The sequence below is a fragment of the Bacillus sp. 166amftsu genome, assembly GCF_900107445.1.
Taxonomy (GTDB): Bacteria; Bacillota; Bacilli; order Bacillales; family Bacillaceae_G; genus Bacillus_A; species Bacillus_A arachidis.
Genome location: NZ_FNQA01000001.1, coordinates 80,843 through 98,205 on the forward strand (window position 1 = coordinate 80,843; position 17,363 = coordinate 98,205).

At 35.0% G+C, this 17,363-nt stretch carries 23 protein-coding genes and 2 pseudogenes; 9 read left to right on the top strand and 16 right to left on the bottom strand.

From position 1 onward, the window contains the following. Nucleotides 1–50 precede the first annotated feature (50 nt). The 11 genes and pseudogenes from BLV40_RS00470 to BLV40_RS00520 form a co-directional block, all read right to left on the bottom strand. Nucleotides 51–1,112, bottom strand: coding sequence for a GH25 family lysozyme (locus tag BLV40_RS00470; RefSeq protein WP_090686979.1), 1,062 nt, complete (start codon nt 1,110–1,112; stop codon nt 51–53). A gap of 263 nt (nt 1,113–1,375) precedes the next feature. Beyond that, nucleotides 1,376–1,588, bottom strand: coding sequence for a hypothetical protein (locus BLV40_RS29005; RefSeq protein WP_244525323.1), 213 nt, complete (start codon nt 1,586–1,588; stop codon nt 1,376–1,378). 163 nt (nt 1,589–1,751) lie between these two features. Then, a pseudogene (locus BLV40_RS29010) lies at nt 1,752–2,327 on the bottom strand (lysozyme family protein); the annotation flags it as partial. A 234-nt stretch (nt 2,328–2,561) separates the two neighbouring features. Continuing rightward, entirely contained in the window at nt 2,562–2,948 is a 387-nt protein-coding gene (locus tag BLV40_RS00480; protein ID WP_090686981.1) for a hypothetical protein, read from the bottom strand. Nucleotides 2,949–3,053: 105 nt separating this feature from the next. Further along, nucleotides 3,054–3,278, bottom strand: a complete 225-nt coding sequence (locus BLV40_RS00485) for a hypothetical protein (RefSeq protein WP_090686983.1) — start codon at nt 3,276–3,278, stop codon at nt 3,054–3,056. Next, a pseudogene (locus tag BLV40_RS00490) lies at nt 3,271–3,740 on the bottom strand (hypothetical protein). The gene BLV40_RS00485 and the pseudogene BLV40_RS00490 overlap by 8 nt, the downstream one beginning before the upstream one ends. Nucleotides 3,741–3,751: 11 nt before the next feature. Next, nucleotides 3,752–4,648: a DnaD domain-containing protein gene (locus BLV40_RS00495; protein WP_090686985.1), complete on the bottom strand. Its 897-nt coding sequence runs from the start codon at nt 4,646–4,648 to the stop codon at nt 3,752–3,754. A 93-nt stretch (nt 4,649–4,741) separates the two neighbouring features. Next, on the bottom strand, nt 4,742–5,059 hold the full coding sequence (locus tag BLV40_RS00500) for a hypothetical protein (RefSeq protein WP_090686987.1): 318 nt from the start codon (nt 5,057–5,059) through the stop codon (nt 4,742–4,744). 152 nt (nt 5,060–5,211) lie between these two features. Beyond that, complete coding sequence (locus BLV40_RS00510; protein WP_090686988.1) at nt 5,212–5,478, bottom strand: group-specific protein; 267 nt, start codon at nt 5,476–5,478, stop codon at nt 5,212–5,214. Nucleotides 5,479–5,497: 19 nt separating this feature from the next. Beyond that, nucleotides 5,498–6,226 carry a Rha family transcriptional regulator gene (locus tag BLV40_RS00515; protein WP_139265433.1) on the bottom strand — a complete coding sequence of 243 codons (729 nt, stop codon included), beginning with the start codon at nt 6,224–6,226 and terminating at the stop codon, nt 5,498–5,500. Then, on the bottom strand, nt 6,211–6,423 hold the full coding sequence (locus tag BLV40_RS00520; RefSeq protein WP_090686990.1) for a helix-turn-helix domain-containing protein: 213 nt from the start codon (nt 6,421–6,423) through the stop codon (nt 6,211–6,213). Before BLV40_RS00520 ends, BLV40_RS00515 begins: the two co-directional genes overlap by 16 nt. Before the next feature lie 269 nt (nt 6,424–6,692). Here BLV40_RS00520 and BLV40_RS00525 point away from each other — a divergent pair, with 269 nt between their 5' ends. From BLV40_RS00525 to BLV40_RS00540, 4 genes are read left to right on the top strand one after another with little or no spacing between them, the layout of a single operon-like run. Beyond that, complete coding sequence (locus BLV40_RS00525) at nt 6,693–7,106, top strand: helix-turn-helix domain-containing protein (protein WP_090686992.1); 414 nt, start codon at nt 6,693–6,695, stop codon at nt 7,104–7,106. A 22-nt stretch (nt 7,107–7,128) separates the two neighbouring features. Beyond that, nucleotides 7,129–7,557 (top strand): ImmA/IrrE family metallo-endopeptidase, encoded by a 429-nt coding sequence (locus BLV40_RS00530; RefSeq protein ID WP_090686994.1) that lies wholly within the window; start codon nt 7,129–7,131, stop codon nt 7,555–7,557. Nucleotides 7,558–7,573: 16 nt separating this feature from the next. Then, the gene (locus tag BLV40_RS28305) at nt 7,574–7,741 is read left to right on the top strand and encodes a hypothetical protein (RefSeq protein WP_090686996.1); all 168 of its coding nucleotides are present in this window, start codon (nt 7,574–7,576) and stop codon (nt 7,739–7,741) included. 41 nt (nt 7,742–7,782) lie between these two features. Continuing rightward, nucleotides 7,783–8,928, top strand: a complete 1,146-nt coding sequence (locus BLV40_RS00540; protein ID WP_090686997.1) for a tyrosine-type recombinase/integrase — start codon at nt 7,783–7,785, stop codon at nt 8,926–8,928. Between the two features lie 113 nt (nt 8,929–9,041). On the opposite strand, the gene glnA is transcribed toward BLV40_RS00540, so the two are convergent. The 4 genes from glnA to hflX form a co-directional block, all read right to left on the bottom strand. Then, entirely contained in the window at nt 9,042–10,376 is a 1,335-nt protein-coding gene (gene glnA / locus BLV40_RS00545; RefSeq protein ID WP_026592638.1) for a type I glutamate--ammonia ligase, read from the bottom strand. A 48-nt stretch (nt 10,377–10,424) separates the two neighbouring features. Next, complete coding sequence (glnR, locus tag BLV40_RS00550; RefSeq protein ID WP_000656778.1) at nt 10,425–10,814, bottom strand: transcriptional repressor GlnR; 390 nt, start codon at nt 10,812–10,814, stop codon at nt 10,425–10,427. Between the two features lie 161 nt (nt 10,815–10,975). After that, complete coding sequence (locus BLV40_RS00555) at nt 10,976–12,247, bottom strand: methionine gamma-lyase family protein (protein ID WP_026592637.1); 1,272 nt, start codon at nt 12,245–12,247, stop codon at nt 10,976–10,978. Then, nucleotides 12,240–13,517, bottom strand: a complete 1,278-nt coding sequence (hflX, locus tag BLV40_RS00560) for a GTPase HflX (RefSeq protein WP_139265481.1) — start codon at nt 13,515–13,517, stop codon at nt 12,240–12,242. The genes BLV40_RS00555 and hflX overlap by 8 nt, the downstream gene beginning before the upstream one ends. Nucleotides 13,518–13,609: 92 nt before the next feature. Between hflX and BLV40_RS00565 the strand changes: the two genes are divergently transcribed. The 3 genes from BLV40_RS00565 to BLV40_RS29565 all read left to right on the top strand — a co-directional run bounded on the left by BLV40_RS00565 (nt 13,610) and on the right by BLV40_RS29565 (nt 14,616). Next, entirely contained in the window at nt 13,610–14,233 is a 624-nt protein-coding gene (locus BLV40_RS00565) for a trimeric intracellular cation channel family protein (RefSeq protein WP_026592635.1), read from the top strand. Between the two features lie 98 nt (nt 14,234–14,331). Further along, on the top strand, nt 14,332–14,469 hold the full coding sequence (locus BLV40_RS28310; RefSeq protein WP_170833591.1) for a hypothetical protein: 138 nt from the start codon (nt 14,332–14,334) through the stop codon (nt 14,467–14,469). Between the two features lie 12 nt (nt 14,470–14,481). Continuing rightward, on the top strand, nt 14,482–14,616 hold the full coding sequence (locus tag BLV40_RS29565) for a hypothetical protein (protein ID WP_001051869.1): 135 nt from the start codon (nt 14,482–14,484) through the stop codon (nt 14,614–14,616). A gap of 43 nt (nt 14,617–14,659) precedes the next feature. Here BLV40_RS29565 and spoVK read toward each other — a convergent pair whose 3' ends face one another. Beyond that, on the bottom strand, nt 14,660–15,616 hold the full coding sequence (gene spoVK / locus BLV40_RS00570) for a stage V sporulation protein K (RefSeq protein WP_090687002.1): 957 nt from the start codon (nt 15,614–15,616) through the stop codon (nt 14,660–14,662). A 116-nt stretch (nt 15,617–15,732) separates the two neighbouring features. On the opposite strand from spoVK, the gene BLV40_RS00575 reads away from it, so the two are divergent. Both BLV40_RS00575 and BLV40_RS00580 read left to right on the top strand, forming a co-directional pair. Then, nucleotides 15,733–16,695 carry a tyrosine-type recombinase/integrase gene (locus BLV40_RS00575; protein WP_026592633.1) on the top strand — a complete coding sequence of 321 codons (963 nt, stop codon included), beginning with the start codon at nt 15,733–15,735 and terminating at the stop codon, nt 16,693–16,695. 114 nt (nt 16,696–16,809) lie between these two features. Continuing rightward, a partial coding sequence (locus BLV40_RS00580) for a collagen-like repeat preface domain-containing protein (RefSeq protein ID WP_139265483.1) occupies nt 16,810–17,363 on the top strand: 554 nt, incomplete at its 3' end.

Sequence of the window (17,363 nt, forward strand, 5' to 3'; positions counted from 1 at the left end):
ATAAACTGTCTAACTTTTGGGTGTCACTTCAATAAGAGCCGTCTCTTTTATTATCGAATCCAACGGATGATTTTTTCATCAAATTCTACCCAACCTTTATCTTTAATGTAAATCCAATTGTTATCCCTAAACTCAATTTCCCACTGACCAACACCTACACGATCACGTATGCCACTATTATAATTAGCATGATGGTAACACTCTAATCCATCCCATTCATTCCAAATGACACCTTTACTTTTACCGTCTTTTTCGATACGCATTGCTGTTTCGGGAACCCAATTATCATTTGCAATTTTAAACCAAAATCTTTTTCCATCCCATGCGTTCCCTAAATAAACATGACCACTGCCAAGAGGAATCTTTCCTACTACTTCCGCAAACTCATTTGGCTCTTTATATACCCAAGATTGGCGTTGCATACATTGCAACCAACCTAAGTTATTGGTTAGCCAATCAGACGGTAACGAGACGTTCTTTCGAGTATCTACATCTGTAGGGTCGGGCTCTTTAGGATTAGAACCATTTCCTATGAACCATTCAATAGATTTATTTCCAACTAAGTAGTTTAAATCTACATTACCAGAATTACCAGTTATGCCTGCAACGCTACCTCTATCAGTATATTGCCAAATATCACAGCTATAAGCAGGTTTACTGCCACCATAACGAGGAATCCATAGGAAATCTGCACTTACACTATTTAATCCATAACTTGTATACATGTGATGTGATACATATAATCCAACTTTCCAGCCTGCCGCTCGGCAAGTATCAATGAAAGCCTGAGACGCTTTTGCCAAGTTAGTTGGCCCGCAACTAGCAAGTGTATCATCTTCTACATCCAATACAAGAAACTTTGCATCCTTGTCAGCACGGTTCATAAAATCATTCGCTTCTACCATAGCATCCTGAACGCTTGTATAACATCCATAAGCATAATGACCAAATGGAACTCCATATGCTTTACAACCTTGTACATATTCCTTGTACTTTGAATCAATTTTATTAGATCCATATTGTACACGAATAATTGCAAGTTCCAACTCTTTACTCGCTTCTGCCCAATTAATAGTTCCATTATAATAAGATATATCTGCTATTTTCTTCATTCTTACATACTCCTTTTTTAATTACTGGAAGAAATTTTCCCTTTCTGCTAATAAATTTACCTTTGAATGAATTTACAAAAACCGCTAAAGAAATACGCTGAAACTTCTCCTTTTCTCTATAGTTAACACCTTAGGAAGAAACCCACTTCGTATTTATCAACATAAAAGTTGTATATTAAGATACCTTCTATAACAAAGCTATTTTTAAGTTTATTATTGATGTAAAAATAAAGAAGAACCGACTCATAAGAGCCCGCTCCTTTTTATCGAATCCAACGGATGATTTTTTCGTCAAATTCTACCCAGCCTTTATCTTTAATGTAAATCCAATTGTTATCTCTAAACTCAATTTCCCACTGACCAACACCTACACGATCACGTATGCCACTATTATAATTAGCATGATGGTAACACTCTAATCCATCCCATTCATTCCAAATGACACCTTTACTTTTACCGTCTTTTTCGATACGCATTGCTGTTTCGGGAACCCAATTATAAAAAAAAAATCTTTCCTACTACTTCCGCAAACTCATTTGGCTCTTTATATACCCAAGATTGGCGTTGCATACATTGCAGCCAACCTAAGTTATTGGTTAGCCAATCAGGAGGTAACGAGACATTCTGACGTGTATCTACATCTGTAGGATCAGTTCCTCCATTAAAATCCACATATTGTTTAACAATTTCAGCGTAGAAAAAGTTCCCACCATTTTTATATTTATAGCCACCATTGTATGCCACAGCGATAGGGTGACTATATCGAACCATAGCACCAGTGTTATTTCCAAGAGATGGTGCAACAACAGTTTTAGAATACTGTTCTGCCACCTGTAGTGAATGCTGTTTACTGTTAGAAGCTAACCAACGGATGTAAGCACGTCCAAAATTATATGCTTGAACAATAGCACTTAAATCATTAATACCGTACTTCTTTGCATCTGCAAAAGCTCCTTTTAAATGCATTACTCCGTAATAAATCGACTCCTTGGGGTTGTCAATTGAATTCCTGGGCCTTCCTTGTGATTCGCTTGACTGCATAATATCGGGAGTCTTTTCGGAATCCCCATCACTTTCCACCATAATAATTCCAAGCACATAAGGCACTAACTCAGGTACAGCTTGTGCTGTACATTCATTTTCTACCATTGTCTGCCATCGTAGAACCTGTTGCGGCAGATTAACTGTTTTAGGTGAAGCAACTAATTTATTCATTACTAAACATCTCCTTACTTTCCCTAATTATTTTCTGTCTAAAAAACCTACTTTACTAAGTACATCTAACTGCTAAATGCTCATTATTCTGTAAAATCAATTCATAATACTTTCTTTCACAAGAAAAAGAGCAACCATAAAATAGTTGCCCTTTCGTCAAAACCTTATATTACTACTATAAATCATTTTTTCAATGGTTTCTGTACACCACATGCCACCTACATAAAGGTAACATTAAAATTCATCTAGGAACTTGACAATCTTTCTTATTTCAGCATGCTTACGTCGGATATAGCCTGTACTATAATGTAAATCAAAAGCTATTTGTTCTAAAGTCATTCCGTCCACATATTTCATTTTTAGTATTCGATTTTCTAATCCTGTAAACTTACTAATCAAATACTTTAAATCGTACATAGCATTCATCTTATGAGCTAATTCATATTCAATCGCTTCAAGATGTTCTTCTACTTTCGCACCGTCCGATTCAGCAGTTAGACGAACATCCCGTAAATCACCACTAATCCAGCGTTTTAATTCAGCTTTTGTTTTATCTAAGTTGTAGTCCAAATAAGCAATGTCTTCTTCTAATTTCTGATAGTCTTTCATCCAATCAAACAAATGATGATTCACCTACTTTTTTCTATTTGCATTCTGTTTTTGTTCAATACCACGAACTTTTGTAAAACCTTTACCTATTTGTAAATCCATTTTCTTTTCTCCTTCTTAATCTAACGCTTCAATTTCTTCTAAAGATCTATTAGAAACCTCTACACTACGAATTCGAAAATCATAATGTTTACGATATTTCTCACGTATTAAGAGCCGTGCTTCTTTTTCATTTTCAGCTTTACAAAACTCCAATTTAAAACCGTAATTTGTAACAATGTCTACTAAATACGTATCTAATTGCTCAAAAATCATGTCTTCCATCGTAATTTGTTCAGTCATAGCTATTACCTTCTAGGGATAATGTAATTGTTATTTGCTGATTTAAGATTGCTCCAATTACTGCGTTCATCCATAAATGGCTACTAACCTTTCGTTTTAAGAATGTAATTACTGTTATTAATTCTGCTGTAGAGAATACACTAAATTCTCCTAATCGTTCTTGGTGGAATCTACCGCCACGTTTTTCTATTTTCATAGAAATGTCATTCTCTTTGACAAACTGTTCGGCTGCAGTTAAATTGAATTGCCGTACTTTATTTCTTCCAAACATCTCAATCAGCTTTTTCATAACATCCTGCAGTACATAAAAATCTACAACTTTTACATTTTTTTCATTTCATTACAACATTTTTGACAAAGCGTTTTTTCACAGCCTTCAATATACATGGAACGCATCTCGAAACTTTCTATTTTATCTCCGCAAATGTCACACCAATCTCCTACCTTAAATGGATCCAACATGTAAACATCTCCTAGGATTTATATTTTTGCAATACAGCTTCTAATCTTTTACGCTCTTCATCTATATTTGAATGAGTATTTTGTTGATGCTTTTCTCTTGAATCTTCATTTTCTTGTTGATGTAGCCATTCTGGTACCATTTCATTTCGTTGTGTGTATCCTGTACCAGATTTCTTTTTATTCTTACTAAGCTCAAACTGTGCATCTAATGCAGCAACATCATTTAATGTTTTTACTTTTTGCTTTTCCCAGTTACTAAGAATGGAACGTATATATCTCCACTTTGGTACATTTTCATCGAGAGCTTTGTTTACTGCATGTACAATTAGTTCGCTTCCTAAAGTGTTACAAAACTCTCCTAATTCTGTAATCGCAATTTCACTTAAAGGGATTCCTTTTCCTAGCAAAAAGTTATAACTTATTTTAAATTCTTCATCAACTAATTTTTGGGTTGAGATGTCATTATCAACATGATGATGATTAGTATTTTGTATATCAGTACTTAGTTCTTTAGTACTTTGTATATTAGTATTTAGTAGCTGGCGATTTTCCACCGGTGGGTTTTGCACCGGTGGAAAAGCATCCACTGGCTTTTCCACTGGTTGGTTTTCATCCACTGGGATTTCGTAAATAACAGTCTCCCATCTAATGATTTTGTTTTTTTCATTCCTTATAGGGAATCGTTTAACATATCCATGTTCTTTTAATTCCTGCATCCCAGCTCTCAAACTGTTAATACCATCTTTCGCATGGCTAGCTAATTCTTCTCTATAAAACACCCAATCATCTGGAAGAGTAAGAATATATGCCAAAATACCTTTTGCTTTCCAAGAAAGCCTTTCATCTTTTAAACTGGTATTATTTATAACGGAATAATTATTATCCTTTTTAACTCGAAAAATCCCCATAATATCTACCTCTCACGTTTTCAAATCTTTAATTACTTGCTATAATAAATGCAGTTCTATTTATTTGAGGAACCCATTGCCGTGGGTTTCTTTTTATTCATTTAACACGTACTCAATGATATGGTCCGGTATATCGACCTCACGCATTCGATTTGCTACCATTTCTACACGGTCACGCTCTTCCTTTTTGAAGAATAGCTTTGCCAGTTGCTCATTAAATTCTTTAGCTTTTTCTCCCCATTCCTCATACTCTTTACAAGCTTGATAGAATTCTTTTGTTTTACCTTCTGTATTTTTCTGCCTAGCAATGCGAGTTAACAGGAATTGATTCTTTATGTAGTTCTCCTTCTTGTTACGCAATGATTTTGCTAACTCTACATCTTCTGATAAAACTAAGCTTTCAATTCCCATTAGATTCACCTTCCTTTTTTTAATCAGAGCGTTTAAACATATAAATCTGTTCTCAATTAAACGACGTTGCTTTTTATTTGGTAACGTATAATGAGCTAGTAATCTAAGATAATCAGATACTTTTACATTGTTGTAATCGATTATTAACATAACTAATCCATCCTTTCTTCTGCCCACTCTATTAAAAACGCTTGAACCTGTTTTGCCGGAAAATACCATTTCTTACCCACTTTAAATTTTGGGAACCGCGGATCAAAGAAGAACTGATCTTGAATTGTATTCCACGACATACATACACGCTTTTTAAGTTCTTTTGTATCCCAAAACGTTAATTCAGCATCATATTCTTTAACCTTCTTTTGAATTTCTTCCACACATAATTCCTTCACAACATCCTCGTCTATTTGAACATTGAACATAATCGTTTCCCCCTGATTTTCAAACCATTGGTCTCCAGCCATTTATAAAGTTCAAAGCTTCCTCAAAATCCTTCTTCAAAATGTCACGATAACTATTAACATTGAATGCATCTTTTAAATTTCGCCCTAATAATCCAAATAACTTACGAGTAGAGTCATGTACTTCTTTATCAACATGTTCGTTTTTCCATAAAAAATAGATTCGTTTGGCTTTTGTTTTTTCAATCACTCGTTGCTGACCATAATCAACTGTGACTTGTTTTTCAATTAATTGTTCTAATGAAGAAACTCGTTTATTTAAGTTACTTGTTCCTGCAGCTAATAATTCTATTTGCCCAAATGTATCAGCAGGTAGTATTAACTTTTTCTCAATGTATTTTTTCATTTTTTTAAATTCTTCAATAAACTTCACTTTAATTTTCATCGTTTCAAGTGTGCTATAAGAAAACATCAATATTGTGAATGCATCTTCTGTCATATCAATCTTTTGTAAAGTTCGTCCTGTAACATCTTTATAAAAGCTAGGCCCAAAGTTGGACTCAGTAAATCTCCCTTCTCCTGCACTTTTCAACTTTTCCATTTGAACTTTAATATCCCTTAATACATGTTTGTGCTTTTTTTTCAAAACTTCAGCTACAGCTAAGCTATCTGTCACGACTTCATTGTTTTTAATGAACACAAATCTTTCTTTACTATCGCCTACAATTAATTCTTCCTTTTCCTCTACTACCATTATTTGTTCTGCCACTTCAAATCCTCCTCACATATATTCAAATCAAGTAATTCAATAATCGCTTTCTTTTGTTTCTTACCTTTTCTAGATCCTCTTAAAATATCAGATAAATATGAAACTGATATTTTTAGTTCTGAAGCTAATACCGTTAGTGTTAAATTCCTTTCTAACAAAACCTTCCTTACCTCAATTCCAAAGCTTGAATACTTCACCTAGATGTTCACACCTTTCGAAATGCGAATATTTCCGCTGATTTATTGACCGAAATTAGTCTACATGCTAAATTATAATTATAAAAAGGTATACGAATACAAAACTATATATTTCCCTCAATATTAGTTTCTAAAATGCGAATCGATTTTTATACTCTTTTTAGCTAATAAATTAGCTTACAAACTAATAATAATAGCTCTCAGACTAATTGTCAAATTATATCTTTAGTCTACAGACTATCCGTTTGTAAGTACGAAAGGTGATTAGAATGAGCTTAGTGAACACTATAAAAAATTTATGTAAAAGCAACGATACATCCATAGCTGCATTAGAAAAAGAATTAGATTTTGGCAATGGAACAATAAGAAAATGGGATAAAGCCTATCCCTCTGCAGATAGACTACAAAAAGTAGCTGATCACTTCAATGTCACTACTGATTTCTTGCTCGGAAGAACAAATCAAATGCATTTAACCACCAAAGATGAAAAAGATATCGAAAAAAGAATGGAAGAAATAAAAAGAGATCTTCAAGGTGAAGACGGATTAATGTTCTCTGGTGAGCCCATGAGCGAAGAAGCCGTAGAATCATTATTAGATGCAATGGAATACATCGTGAAACAAACTAAAGTAATCAATAAAAAATACGTTCCTAAGAAATATCGTAATACTGACGATAACTGATGCGAGCTTAGGAGGGAAAACATTGAAATTCGTCATAAGAGATCTAGTCAAACAACTTTGCAAAAAATACAACACGAATAACCCCTATGAGCTTGCAGATTACTTAAAGATTAATGTACTAAACTGGGATTTACACGAGGAAATAAACGGATTTTATAAATATGAAAAAAGAAATCGCTTCATTGTTATTAATAATAATTTATCTCCATCCATGCAAAGAACTGTTTGTGCCCATGAATTAGGACATGCAATCCTACACACTCATGCAAACACACCTTTTCTACGTAAGAACACATTTTTTTCTGTTGATAAATTAGAGATAGAGGCAAATACGTTTGCTGCGCTTTTGTTAATTGACAAAAAAAACATTCATCCTGGTGATACAAAAGCATGTATAGCATACAAAAATAATATTCCAGTTGAACTATTAGAATTTTATAAGCCTTACTAAAAGGAGGTGAAACATTTTGATTATTGATTTAACCGCTGAACGAGAAAAACGAAAAAAAACCTTTATTAAACAAGAAGAAATTAAAAAGGTACCTATCGTTGAAAAAATCTATAAGGTTGATGGTGAAATAAAATTTGAAGTTTCGGGTTATAAAGAAACTCCCGTAAAGTGGTTAGATGTTTAATCTAGCCACTTTAGAATTATAAAGAAAGAGGGAATGAAATAATGGCTAGCTTCAGAAAATTCGGATATGTTTGGGAATTCCGAGTCAGATATAAAGACCCTTATACTCAAAAATACAAAGAAAAATCAAAACGTGGATTCAAGACTAAAAAAGAGGCTCAAATTGCGGCTGCTGAAGAAGAAAAGAAATTATTAAATGGCTTAGAGGTTGAAATCACACCTACTTCATTAAAGTACTACCTTAGAGACTGGCTAAAATTATTTAAGCAAGATAATGTAAGGAAAAACACTTATATCTTACATGACCGTAATATCGAAAAACATCTCATCCCCTACTTTAAAAATATAAACCTAAAAGAACTCAAACCAATGATGTACCAAAAATTTATTAACTCCTTAACTGATCAAGGATATAGCAAGCAAACTGTTCAAATTATTCACGGTACAATGAACAATGCCATGAAAAAAGCTGTCAGTTTAAAAAAAATCGAGAATAACCCTTGTGAGGAGGTAATTATTTCAAATAAGAATAATAAAGAAAGAGAAGGATTGAAATATATGCGAAGTGAGGACATATCCCTTTTCTTAAAGACTTCATATCAATACAACTATATTTACTACATCTTTTTCAAAATGCTTCTGAATACAGGTATGCGTAAAGGTGAAGCTGCTGCATTACAATGGAAAGACATAAATTTAAAAGAACAAACTATAACTATTTCTAAAACATTAGATTTTACAGCTAAAACAAAAGAAGAAGTATTTGGAGATACAAAAACATTTACATCTAAACGTACAATTATGATTCCGAAAAAGTTAGCTGATGAACTCCTGGCACATAAAAAATGGCAAAATACTAATAAGCTCGTTTTACAAGAAGCGTATGAATATGAACTAGACTTAGTATTTTCAAGAATGGATGGAAAGTTCTTACCGAAGTCAACATTGTTTAATGCATTCTCACGTATACTAAAGAAAGCAAATCTACCTAAATTAGAAATCCATTCATTACGACACACCCACGCGGTTCTTTTATTAGAATCTGGTGCAAGTATGAAATACATTCAAGATCGATTAGGACATAAGAGTATCGAGATCACTTCTAACGTTTACTCTCATATTAGCGACAAAATTAATAAAGATTCTATTTCGGAGTTTGAAGCTTATATGAATAACGTGTTGGGATAAGTTTGATTTTTTTGTGGGTGTTTTGTGGGTGAATTATTTCTCTTTCAAATAAAAGTGTTTTACCCACAAAATAAAAAACCCTCAACACGTTATGTGTCAAGGGTTTGAGCCTCTTAGTAAAGAGACATATATTGATCGCGTTCCCATTGGTGAACTTGTGTTCTGAACATATCCCACTCAATTTCTTTCGCTTCAATGAAGTGCTCAAGTAAATGTTCACCTAATGCACCACATACAACTTCGTTAGATTGTAATTTAACTAACGCTTGTGCTAATGTTGCTGGTAAATCAACGATACCTGCTTCTTCACGTTCTTCTTTAGTCATTACATAGATGTTACGATCTACTGCAGCTGGCGGAGTTAATTTATTTTTAATTCCGTCAAGACCTGCTGCTAATAATGTTGCCATTACTAAATATGGGTTTGCAGCTGGATCGACACTACGCACTTCTACACGTGTACTTATGCCACGAGATGCTGGGATACGTACTAACGGACTACGGTTTTGTGCAGACCATGCTACGTAACAAGGCGCTTCATATCCAGGTACTAAACGTTTGTAAGAGTTTACAGTTGGGTTAGCTACTGCTGTAAATGCTGGCGCGTGTTTTAAAATACCTGCGATAAAGTGGCGCGCATCATCACTTAATTGTAAGTCACCATTTTGGTCGTAGAATATGTTTTCTCCATTTTTAAATAATGACAAGTTACAATGCATACCAGAACCGTTCACTCCGAATAATGGTTTTGGCATAAACGTTGCATGTAAACCATGTTTACGTGCGATTGTTTTTACAACAAGTTTAAATGTTTGAATATCGTCACATGAACGAAGTGCATTCGCATATTTGAAATCAATTTCGTGTTGTCCTGGTGCGACTTCATGGTGAGATGCTTCAATTTCAAAGCCCATTTCTTCAAGTTCAAGAACGATATCACGACGACAGTTTTCCCCTAGATCCATCGGCGCAAGGTCGAAGTATCCACCATTATCGTTTAGTTCTAATGTTGGATTTCCTTTTTCATCAACTTTGAATAAGAAGAATTCTGGTTCTGGTCCAAGGTTGAATTCAGTAAATCCTAGCGCTTCCATTTCTTTCAACATACGTTTTAAGTTATTACGTGGGTCACCTTCAAATGGAGTGCCATCAGCATTGTAGATGTCGCAAATTAAGCGGGCTACTTTACCTTTTTCAGCAGTCCAAGGGAAGATTACCCAAGTATCTAAGTCAGGATACAAGTACATATCCGATTCTTCAATACGAACAAATCCTTCAATAGAAGATCCATCAAACATCATTTTGTTATCTAGAGCTTTTGTTAACTGACTAACTGGAATCTCTACGTTTTTAATACTTCCTAAAAGATCCGTAAATTGTAAACGGATATACTTTACATTCTCTTCTTTCGCTAAACGGAAAATATCTTCTCTAGTGTACCTTGCCATTATAAATTCCTCCTTAGTCCCTCTAAACACCTTCAGAATCAGTCATTTCTAGTGAAAAAACCTTGAAATATCACCTTGTCGTAATGAAGTTCGATTAAATCTGCCTGTATGTTGCAGTTCATCTCGAAGAATTTTACGAAGCTCGGATTTTGAAATTTCTTTCGTCTCTCCTTTTGTTTGCACTGCTTCTGTTTGATTTTCTTTCATTTGTAACACTTGTTTAATACCAGCCATATTTAAGCCTTGATCTAACAAATCTTTAATTTCTAACAACTTATCTACATCGTTAAATGAAAACAATCTACGATTTCCCTTTGTACGGGTTGGAAAAATTAAATTGTGCTCTTCATAATAGCGAATTTGACGTGCAGATAGTTGTGTTAAATCCATTACAATACCAATAGGAAACAGCGGGGCAGAACGTCTATCTTCTTTCATTGTTCAGTTCCTCCTTCGCCTTAACTGTTTCTCATTTTATACCATGTTATGTTTAGTGTCAATAGATGTTAGCTTTTCTTACATGATTTTTTTATTCTTTTTTAAAATGGTACACATCCCTTCTTCTATGCAAAAAAGCTGTCGAAATCGACAGCTTTCCCTTACGAAATTGTTAATAGGTTTTTTTCAATTAATGCATCAATTGCAGAACAAATTGCGATCTTCACATGAGAATACGTTAATCCACCTTGCACGTAAGCAACATACGGAGGACGAATTGGACCATCTGCTGACAACTCAATACTTGCACCTTGAATAAACGTACCTGCAGCCATGATGACATCATCTTCATAACCTGGCATATAGTTTGGATACGGTGTAAAGTGTGAATTAATTGGAGATGCATATTGAATCGCTTGGCAAAATGCAATCATACGCTCTTTGTCATCAAATTGAACAGACTGAATTAAGTCTGTTCTTGCAGCATCCCAAGTTGGTGATGTATTCATTCCTAACTTTTCTAAAAATGCAGCTGTAAAAATTGCACCTTTTAACGCTTGACCAGCAACATGCGGAGCTAAGAAGAAACCTTGATACATTTCTTGTAAGCTATATAAAGACGCCCCCGCTTCCGCTCCAATCCCTGGAGATGTTAAACGATATGCACAAGCTTCTACATACTTTTCTTTACCAACAATATATCCACCTGTTTTTACAATTCCACCGCCCGGATTTTTAATAAGAGATCCCGCCATCAAATCCGCACCAACATGACACGGCTCTAACTCTTCCACAAACTCTCCATAACAATTGTCTACAAACACAACAACATCTGGTTTAATTTCCTTTACAAATGAAATCATCTCTTTAATTTCCGCAACGGTAAATGAAGGACGAGTCGCATAACCTTTTGAACGCTGAATCCCAATCATTTTTGTCTTTTCATGAATAGCCGCTTCTACGGCTTTAAAATCAACACGCCCCTCAACTGTTAACGGAATCGCACTGTAACCAATGTTATATTCTTTGAAAGAACCAACACCTTTACCACGTACGCCAACAATTTCTTCAAGCGTGTCATACGGTTTCCCTGTTATATATAATAACTCATCATCCGGACGTAATATACCAAATAAAGCTGTTGAAATCGCATGTGTACCTGAAATAATTTGCGGGCGAACAAGACCTGCTTCCGCCCCAAATACATCAGCATACACTTTTTCTAATGTATCACGACCGATGTCATCATAACCATATCCTGTTGTTGGGATAAAGTGCGAATCACTAATTTTATGCTCACGAAAACTTTCTAATACACGGAATTGATTACTCTCAATTACCTCATCCACGCGTTTATGTATATCTGTAATTTGACTTTCTACTTCTTTTACGATAGGAGCAATTCTTTCTCCATTTTTTAGACGATCAAACATTTCTATTCTCTTCTCCTTTTTGCACTAAAAATCTCTTTAATTGTCCATTCAATGTTGAATGAACAAATATATAACCTGTACACTCATACAAGAATTCATCCTCTTTGAATTCCATCCCAGTTAATACCGTTTCTGTTTTTAAAAGTGTTAGCAATCTACCCTCGCTTGGAGGAATCATAACCTTATACGTTTCCATTTCTTCCATCATCTTCATCTCTACCGATTCTTTCAAGTGTAATAAATTCGTTTTTTCAAAGGCACTTGTCATAAGAAACTCACTTTTTGGAAACGGGATGAAATTTTGATGTAATTGATCCTTCTTGTTGTAAACCGTAATAATTGGAATATGATTAATTTCAAGGTCTTGTAGTAATTGCTTCACTGTCTGTTCATGACCTACATAATTGGGATCTGCAGAATCAACGACATGCAAGATTACATTCGCTTCACCTGCTTCTTCCAATGTAGAGCGAAACGCAGCAACTAATGACGTCGGTAAATCCTGAATAAAACCTACCGTATCAGTTAGCAATACAGTATACCCACAAGGCAATTGCATCTTTCTTGTCGTTGGATCTAACGTCGCAAATAGCAGGTTTTCTTCAAATGTATCAGCTTCTGTTAATCTGTTAAACAACGTTGATTTGCCAGCATTTGTATAACCAATCAATGCAACTTGAAATACATGATTATCCTTTCGGCGCTCACGATACCTTTTTCGGTGCTCCACAACAACCGCTAGCTGTTTCTTAATTTCATCAATACGAGAGCGAATATGCCGACGATCTGTTTCTAACTTCGTTTCACCAGGACCTCTCGTACCAATCCCGCCCCCAAGACGCGATAGTGCTAGTCCCTGCCCCATAAGACGCGGCATTGTATATTGCAACTGAGCTAATTCTACTTGAAGCTTACCTTCTTTTGATTTTGCACGCTGAGCAAAAATATCCAATATCAGTTGTGTACGATCAATTACTCTTGCATCTAAAACAGAGGATAAATTGCGAATTTGACTCGGTGTTAACTCATTATTAAATATAATAACAGCTGGTTCCAGTTCTTCTGTCAGCGCTGCAAGTTCTTCTAATTTCCCTTTACCTATGTATGTTGCAGGATGAAATTTCGGACGTTTTTGTGTTGTAGATACTAAAACTTCCGCACGAGCTGTCTTCGCAAGCGACGCAAGCTCTTTCATGGAATGCATAAACCGTTCATCATCATCTTGAGGCAATTGGCAGCCAACTAATATGACTTTTTCTTTTTCTTCCATCAAATATGTTCACTCATCCTTTTCGAAATTTAAACCTTCTAATATAATAGCAGAGGAAGCACATTTCATCTAGTTAGCGGGGGAGAAAATTCATGGCATGGGAAATTTTTAGCATCATTGGCACAATTGCCTTCGCACTCAGCGGAGCTATTGTCGCAATGGAAGAAGATTACGATATTTTCGGGGTATATATTTTAGGAATGGCAACTGCTTTTGGGGGAGGCGCCCTTCGTAATTTATTAATTGGTTATCCAATCGGCGCTTTTTGGCAACAAGATATGTTATTTCAAATTGCACTCTTATCAATGACGATTATCTTTCTATTTCCAAATAAATTAATTACACACTGGAAACGTTGGGAGAACATTACAGATGCCATTGGCTTATCGGCATTCGCTGTACAAGGAGCGCTTTATGCGCAAAAGCTCAACTTACCTATTAGCGCTACAATTGTTGCATCTGTATTAACAGGAATTGGTGGCGGTATCATTCGTGATTTACTAGCACGCCGTAAACCTCTTGTTCTTCGCTCCGAAGTGTATGCATTTTGGACGATTTTAGCAGGGGTTTTAATCGGTGCCAAAATCGTTGTTAGCGATTGGGCATTGTACATTTTATTCATTTTAATTGTTTGCTTCCGTATGATCTCTATTCATTACAAATGGCATTTACCACACAAACGCTTAGATAATAAGGAGCGTTCTCTTCATAAATAGCAACTTCACCCCTTTACATATCGTAAAGGGTTTTTTCTTTTCTGACGTGTTTTTCTGTTCATAGTGTCCATACTAAATTTTAAAGAGAGGTGAACATAATGACAAATCACGTAAACAAAGGAGCTCAAAAAAGCTCAGTCAACCAAATTAACTTCGATCCAAAATCAGCCCATGAAAAAAGTGAAAAAATGGAACGATATCATAGGGCATATCAACAAAAAGCTAAAGAAGAATAGAGGTGACAAAAAATGGCAAAAGGAAATAATAACCGTAATCGCGGACAAAGCAGTAGCGTTAATCCACAAGGACTTGCATCAGATGTAGCTGATACAAGTCCAAAAAGCAAACTAGAACAACGAGCAAAAACAAAAAACACAAAATAGCACCTGACGTATTACACTTACCTTCATAAAGCAAACGCACAGTTTATGAACTGTGCGTCTCTTCTTCAAGTGTTAAATCGCCACTTGATATTCCCATTAAATCATACTTATCGTATGCATCCTCTTGCAATAATCGCATCGCCTGTGTACGAATGGATTTCTCAACAATATTCCGGACATAGCGCCCATTACTAAATGATGTAATTTGTGATGAATATTTCACCGCATGTAAATGATCACGGAATTTCCACTCCGCCTCTTTTGATAACTGATATTCTCGTTCATCATACATTCTCTTACCAATTTCGAGCAACTGATTCACTGTATAATCCGCAAACTCAATAATAAATGGAAAGCGCGATTGCAAGCCGGGATTTAAAGAAAGAAAATGATTCATCTCTCTTGAATATCCCGCTAGAATTAAAACAAATCCATGTTGCTTATCTTCCATATGTTTGACAAGCGTATCAATCGCTTCTTTTCCAAAGTCTTTCTCTCCACCACGCGCAAGCGAGTACGCTTCATCAATGAACAATATTCCACCCATGGCTTTTTTAATTAAATCTCTTGTTTTTTGTGCTGTATGCCCAATATACTCTCCAACAAGATCCGCACGTTCCGCTTCGACTAAATGCCCTTTTGATAAAATGTTCATCTCAAATAATAATTTCCCAATCATTCTTGCAACAGTTGTTTTCCCCGTTCCCGGATTCCCTTTAAACAACATATGAAGCACTTGTTTTTCTGACTTTAAGCCGATTTCTTGCCTTTTTTTATTCACATAAATCCATGCATAAATTTCTTTTATTATTTTTTTTATATCTTCCATCCCAACAAGCTTACCCATTTCCTCATCAATCCGCTGTAGCATCTCATGCTTCGTAGACGTTTCACTTGAAATTACCATTTTTTTTTCTGAAGCAGGTACTGAAATTTTTTTCCGGTGATTTAACACGATATTAATTTGATTACTATTTTTTTTTCGCATCGATTGTTCCATACAATCACCTCTTTTTATCGACTCACCAAATAATATTATTAATATTTCCACTCCCCCAATAAATAACTATTTTCAGAAAAATTTGCTATAATATAAGAAAAAAGGGTGGTGGGAATATGGAAACAAAGGAACTTCATGATACAGTACAAGCTTTTTCTGCCTTTTTATTAAATAAAGGTCGAAAACCTTCAACCATTAAACGTTATGTCTATGATATTGAAGATTTCGGTCATTGGTTAGGAAAAAATAAAAAACTTCCCTCTAGTAATATATGGGCTACACTTTGTACAAAAGACTACGAAGATTATTTTTCCGACTTAAAACAAAAACGAAATTACTCTGAAAAAACAATGCACCGTGTATTTATTGTCTTAAATAGACTATATCAGTTTTTAAACCTCCCAAACCCATTAAAGGATATGGAACTCATCATCCAACCGAATCGCGCGTTACGTGATGAAGATTTCATTTCAAAAGAAGACGAAAAACGTTTAAAACATACCCTCACTTCATTAGAAGGGTTATCAGAGAAGCAACGCCCTGTCCGACCATTATTAATGGATCGTAATATTTCTATCGTTAACTTACTCATTGACTACGGCTTATCCCTCCAAGAATTGGTGTCATTAAATATGCATCACGTTCATTTTGAAACGAATACAATTTCTATTCCAGCTGTAGCAGGTATTGAAAGAACCATTAATTTAACTCACGATGACAAACAACAACTATATAACTATTATAAAAAAATCCCTGAACCAGTTCGCCCAAAATACCATAGTGATGATCCCCTATTTGTGGCATTCGATTTCAATCGCAACACATATCGGTGGGTGTACGAAAACGATGCACCAAAAGCACTAACAGAAATAGCAGTCCAAAAAATGATTCGCCTTGAGGTAGCTAGGGCAAATTTACGCAAAGGAATTTCCAGCCAGCATTTTCGAAACACTTTTATTTTACGATTAATTGAACAACACATTCCAGAACAAGAAATAATGAAACGCATTGGTTTTAAATCAAAAATTTCCTTAAAAAGGTATTATCAATATGTAAGACAAAAAGAAAACGCCTCATAAATAGGCGTTTTTGCTATTTTTTATATAAACAGCCCGTTTTCCTATTCCTTTTTATACCCAACTCGCATCTACTATGATAGGTTTTTACCACCTTACTTAGAAAGGAGCATTTTAATGTCTTACTTTAATGAGAATCCGAAAAAAGTTTCAAAACCTTATTTTCCAACACAACCTCGTCGTACCCCAGCAGTCCATTATACTCCTATCCCCGAACTATACATGAAACTTTTCTCTGATACCTTAAATGGCTTAACTGATATTATTCCAACTGTATTTTCTAACCCAACACCATCTAACATAACAGAACTTATGAACCTATTAGAAATAATAAATGGGTTCCTAAAACGCTTAAACTTATCACTTGCGCAACGAGAAACTGGCATTGCAATTGTCGAAAATTTAATTACAATTTTGGATAATCAACCATTTGTAGCAAATGCAACATATATTGAATTACAAAACTTACTAAACTTTTTACTGTACATTACTAAATTATTTAGAGTCAACCGCCTTGCACTGAAAGGACTCCTTGGACGAATCGAAGAATTACAAATTACCTTACTACAAATTGCATCAATTAGAATGACGGGACCTCAAGGCGAACAAGGACCTCAAGGCGAGAAAGGTTATCATGGCGAGCAAGGACCTCAAGGCGAACAAGGTTATCA

Excerpts from the sequence above, each read along its gene's own strand:
- glnR (WP_000656778.1), bottom strand. The coding sequence starts at position 10,814 with ATGAAAGAAGATAGACGTTCTGCCCCGCTGTTTCCTATTGGTATTGTA.
- BLV40_RS00565 (WP_026592635.1), top strand. The coding sequence starts at position 13,610 with ATGGCATGGGAAATTTTTAGCATCATTGGCACAATTGCCTTCGCACTC.
- spoVK (WP_090687002.1), bottom strand. The coding sequence starts at position 15,616 with ATGGAACAATCGATGCGAAAAAAAAATAGTAATCAAATTAATATCGTG.
- BLV40_RS00540 (WP_090686997.1), top strand. The coding sequence starts at position 7,783 with ATGGCTAGCTTCAGAAAATTCGGATATGTTTGGGAATTCCGAGTCAGA.
- hflX (WP_139265481.1), bottom strand. The coding sequence starts at position 13,517 with ATGGAAGAAAAAGAAAAAGTCATATTAGTTGGCTGCCAATTGCCTCAA.
- BLV40_RS00525 (WP_090686992.1), top strand. The coding sequence starts at position 6,693 with ATGAGCTTAGTGAACACTATAAAAAATTTATGTAAAAGCAACGATACA.
- BLV40_RS00495 (WP_090686985.1), bottom strand. The coding sequence starts at position 4,648 with ATGGGGATTTTTCGAGTTAAAAAGGATAATAATTATTCCGTTATAAAT.
- BLV40_RS00575 (WP_026592633.1), top strand. The coding sequence starts at position 15,733 with ATGGAAACAAAGGAACTTCATGATACAGTACAAGCTTTTTCTGCCTTT.
- BLV40_RS28310 (WP_170833591.1), top strand. The coding sequence starts at position 14,332 with ATGACAAATCACGTAAACAAAGGAGCTCAAAAAAGCTCAGTCAACCAA.
- BLV40_RS00470 (WP_090686979.1), bottom strand. The coding sequence starts at position 1,112 with ATGAAGAAAATAGCAGATATATCTTATTATAATGGAACTATTAATTGG.
- glnA (WP_026592638.1), bottom strand. The coding sequence starts at position 10,376 with ATGGCAAGGTACACTAGAGAAGATATTTTCCGTTTAGCGAAAGAAGAG.
- BLV40_RS00500 (WP_090686987.1), bottom strand. The coding sequence starts at position 5,059 with ATGGGAATTGAAAGCTTAGTTTTATCAGAAGATGTAGAGTTAGCAAAA.
- BLV40_RS29005 (WP_244525323.1), bottom strand. The coding sequence starts at position 1,588 with ATGCGTATCGAAAAAGACGGTAAAAGTAAAGGTGTCATTTGGAATGAA.
- BLV40_RS29565 (WP_001051869.1), top strand. The coding sequence starts at position 14,482 with ATGGCAAAAGGAAATAATAACCGTAATCGCGGACAAAGCAGTAGCGTT.
- BLV40_RS00510 (WP_090686988.1), bottom strand. The coding sequence starts at position 5,478 with ATGTTCAATGTTCAAATAGACGAGGATGTTGTGAAGGAATTATGTGTG.
- BLV40_RS00485 (WP_090686983.1), bottom strand. The coding sequence starts at position 3,278 with ATGACTGAACAAATTACGATGGAAGACATGATTTTTGAGCAATTAGAT.
- BLV40_RS00555 (WP_026592637.1), bottom strand. The coding sequence starts at position 12,247 with ATGTTTGATCGTCTAAAAAATGGAGAAAGAATTGCTCCTATCGTAAAA.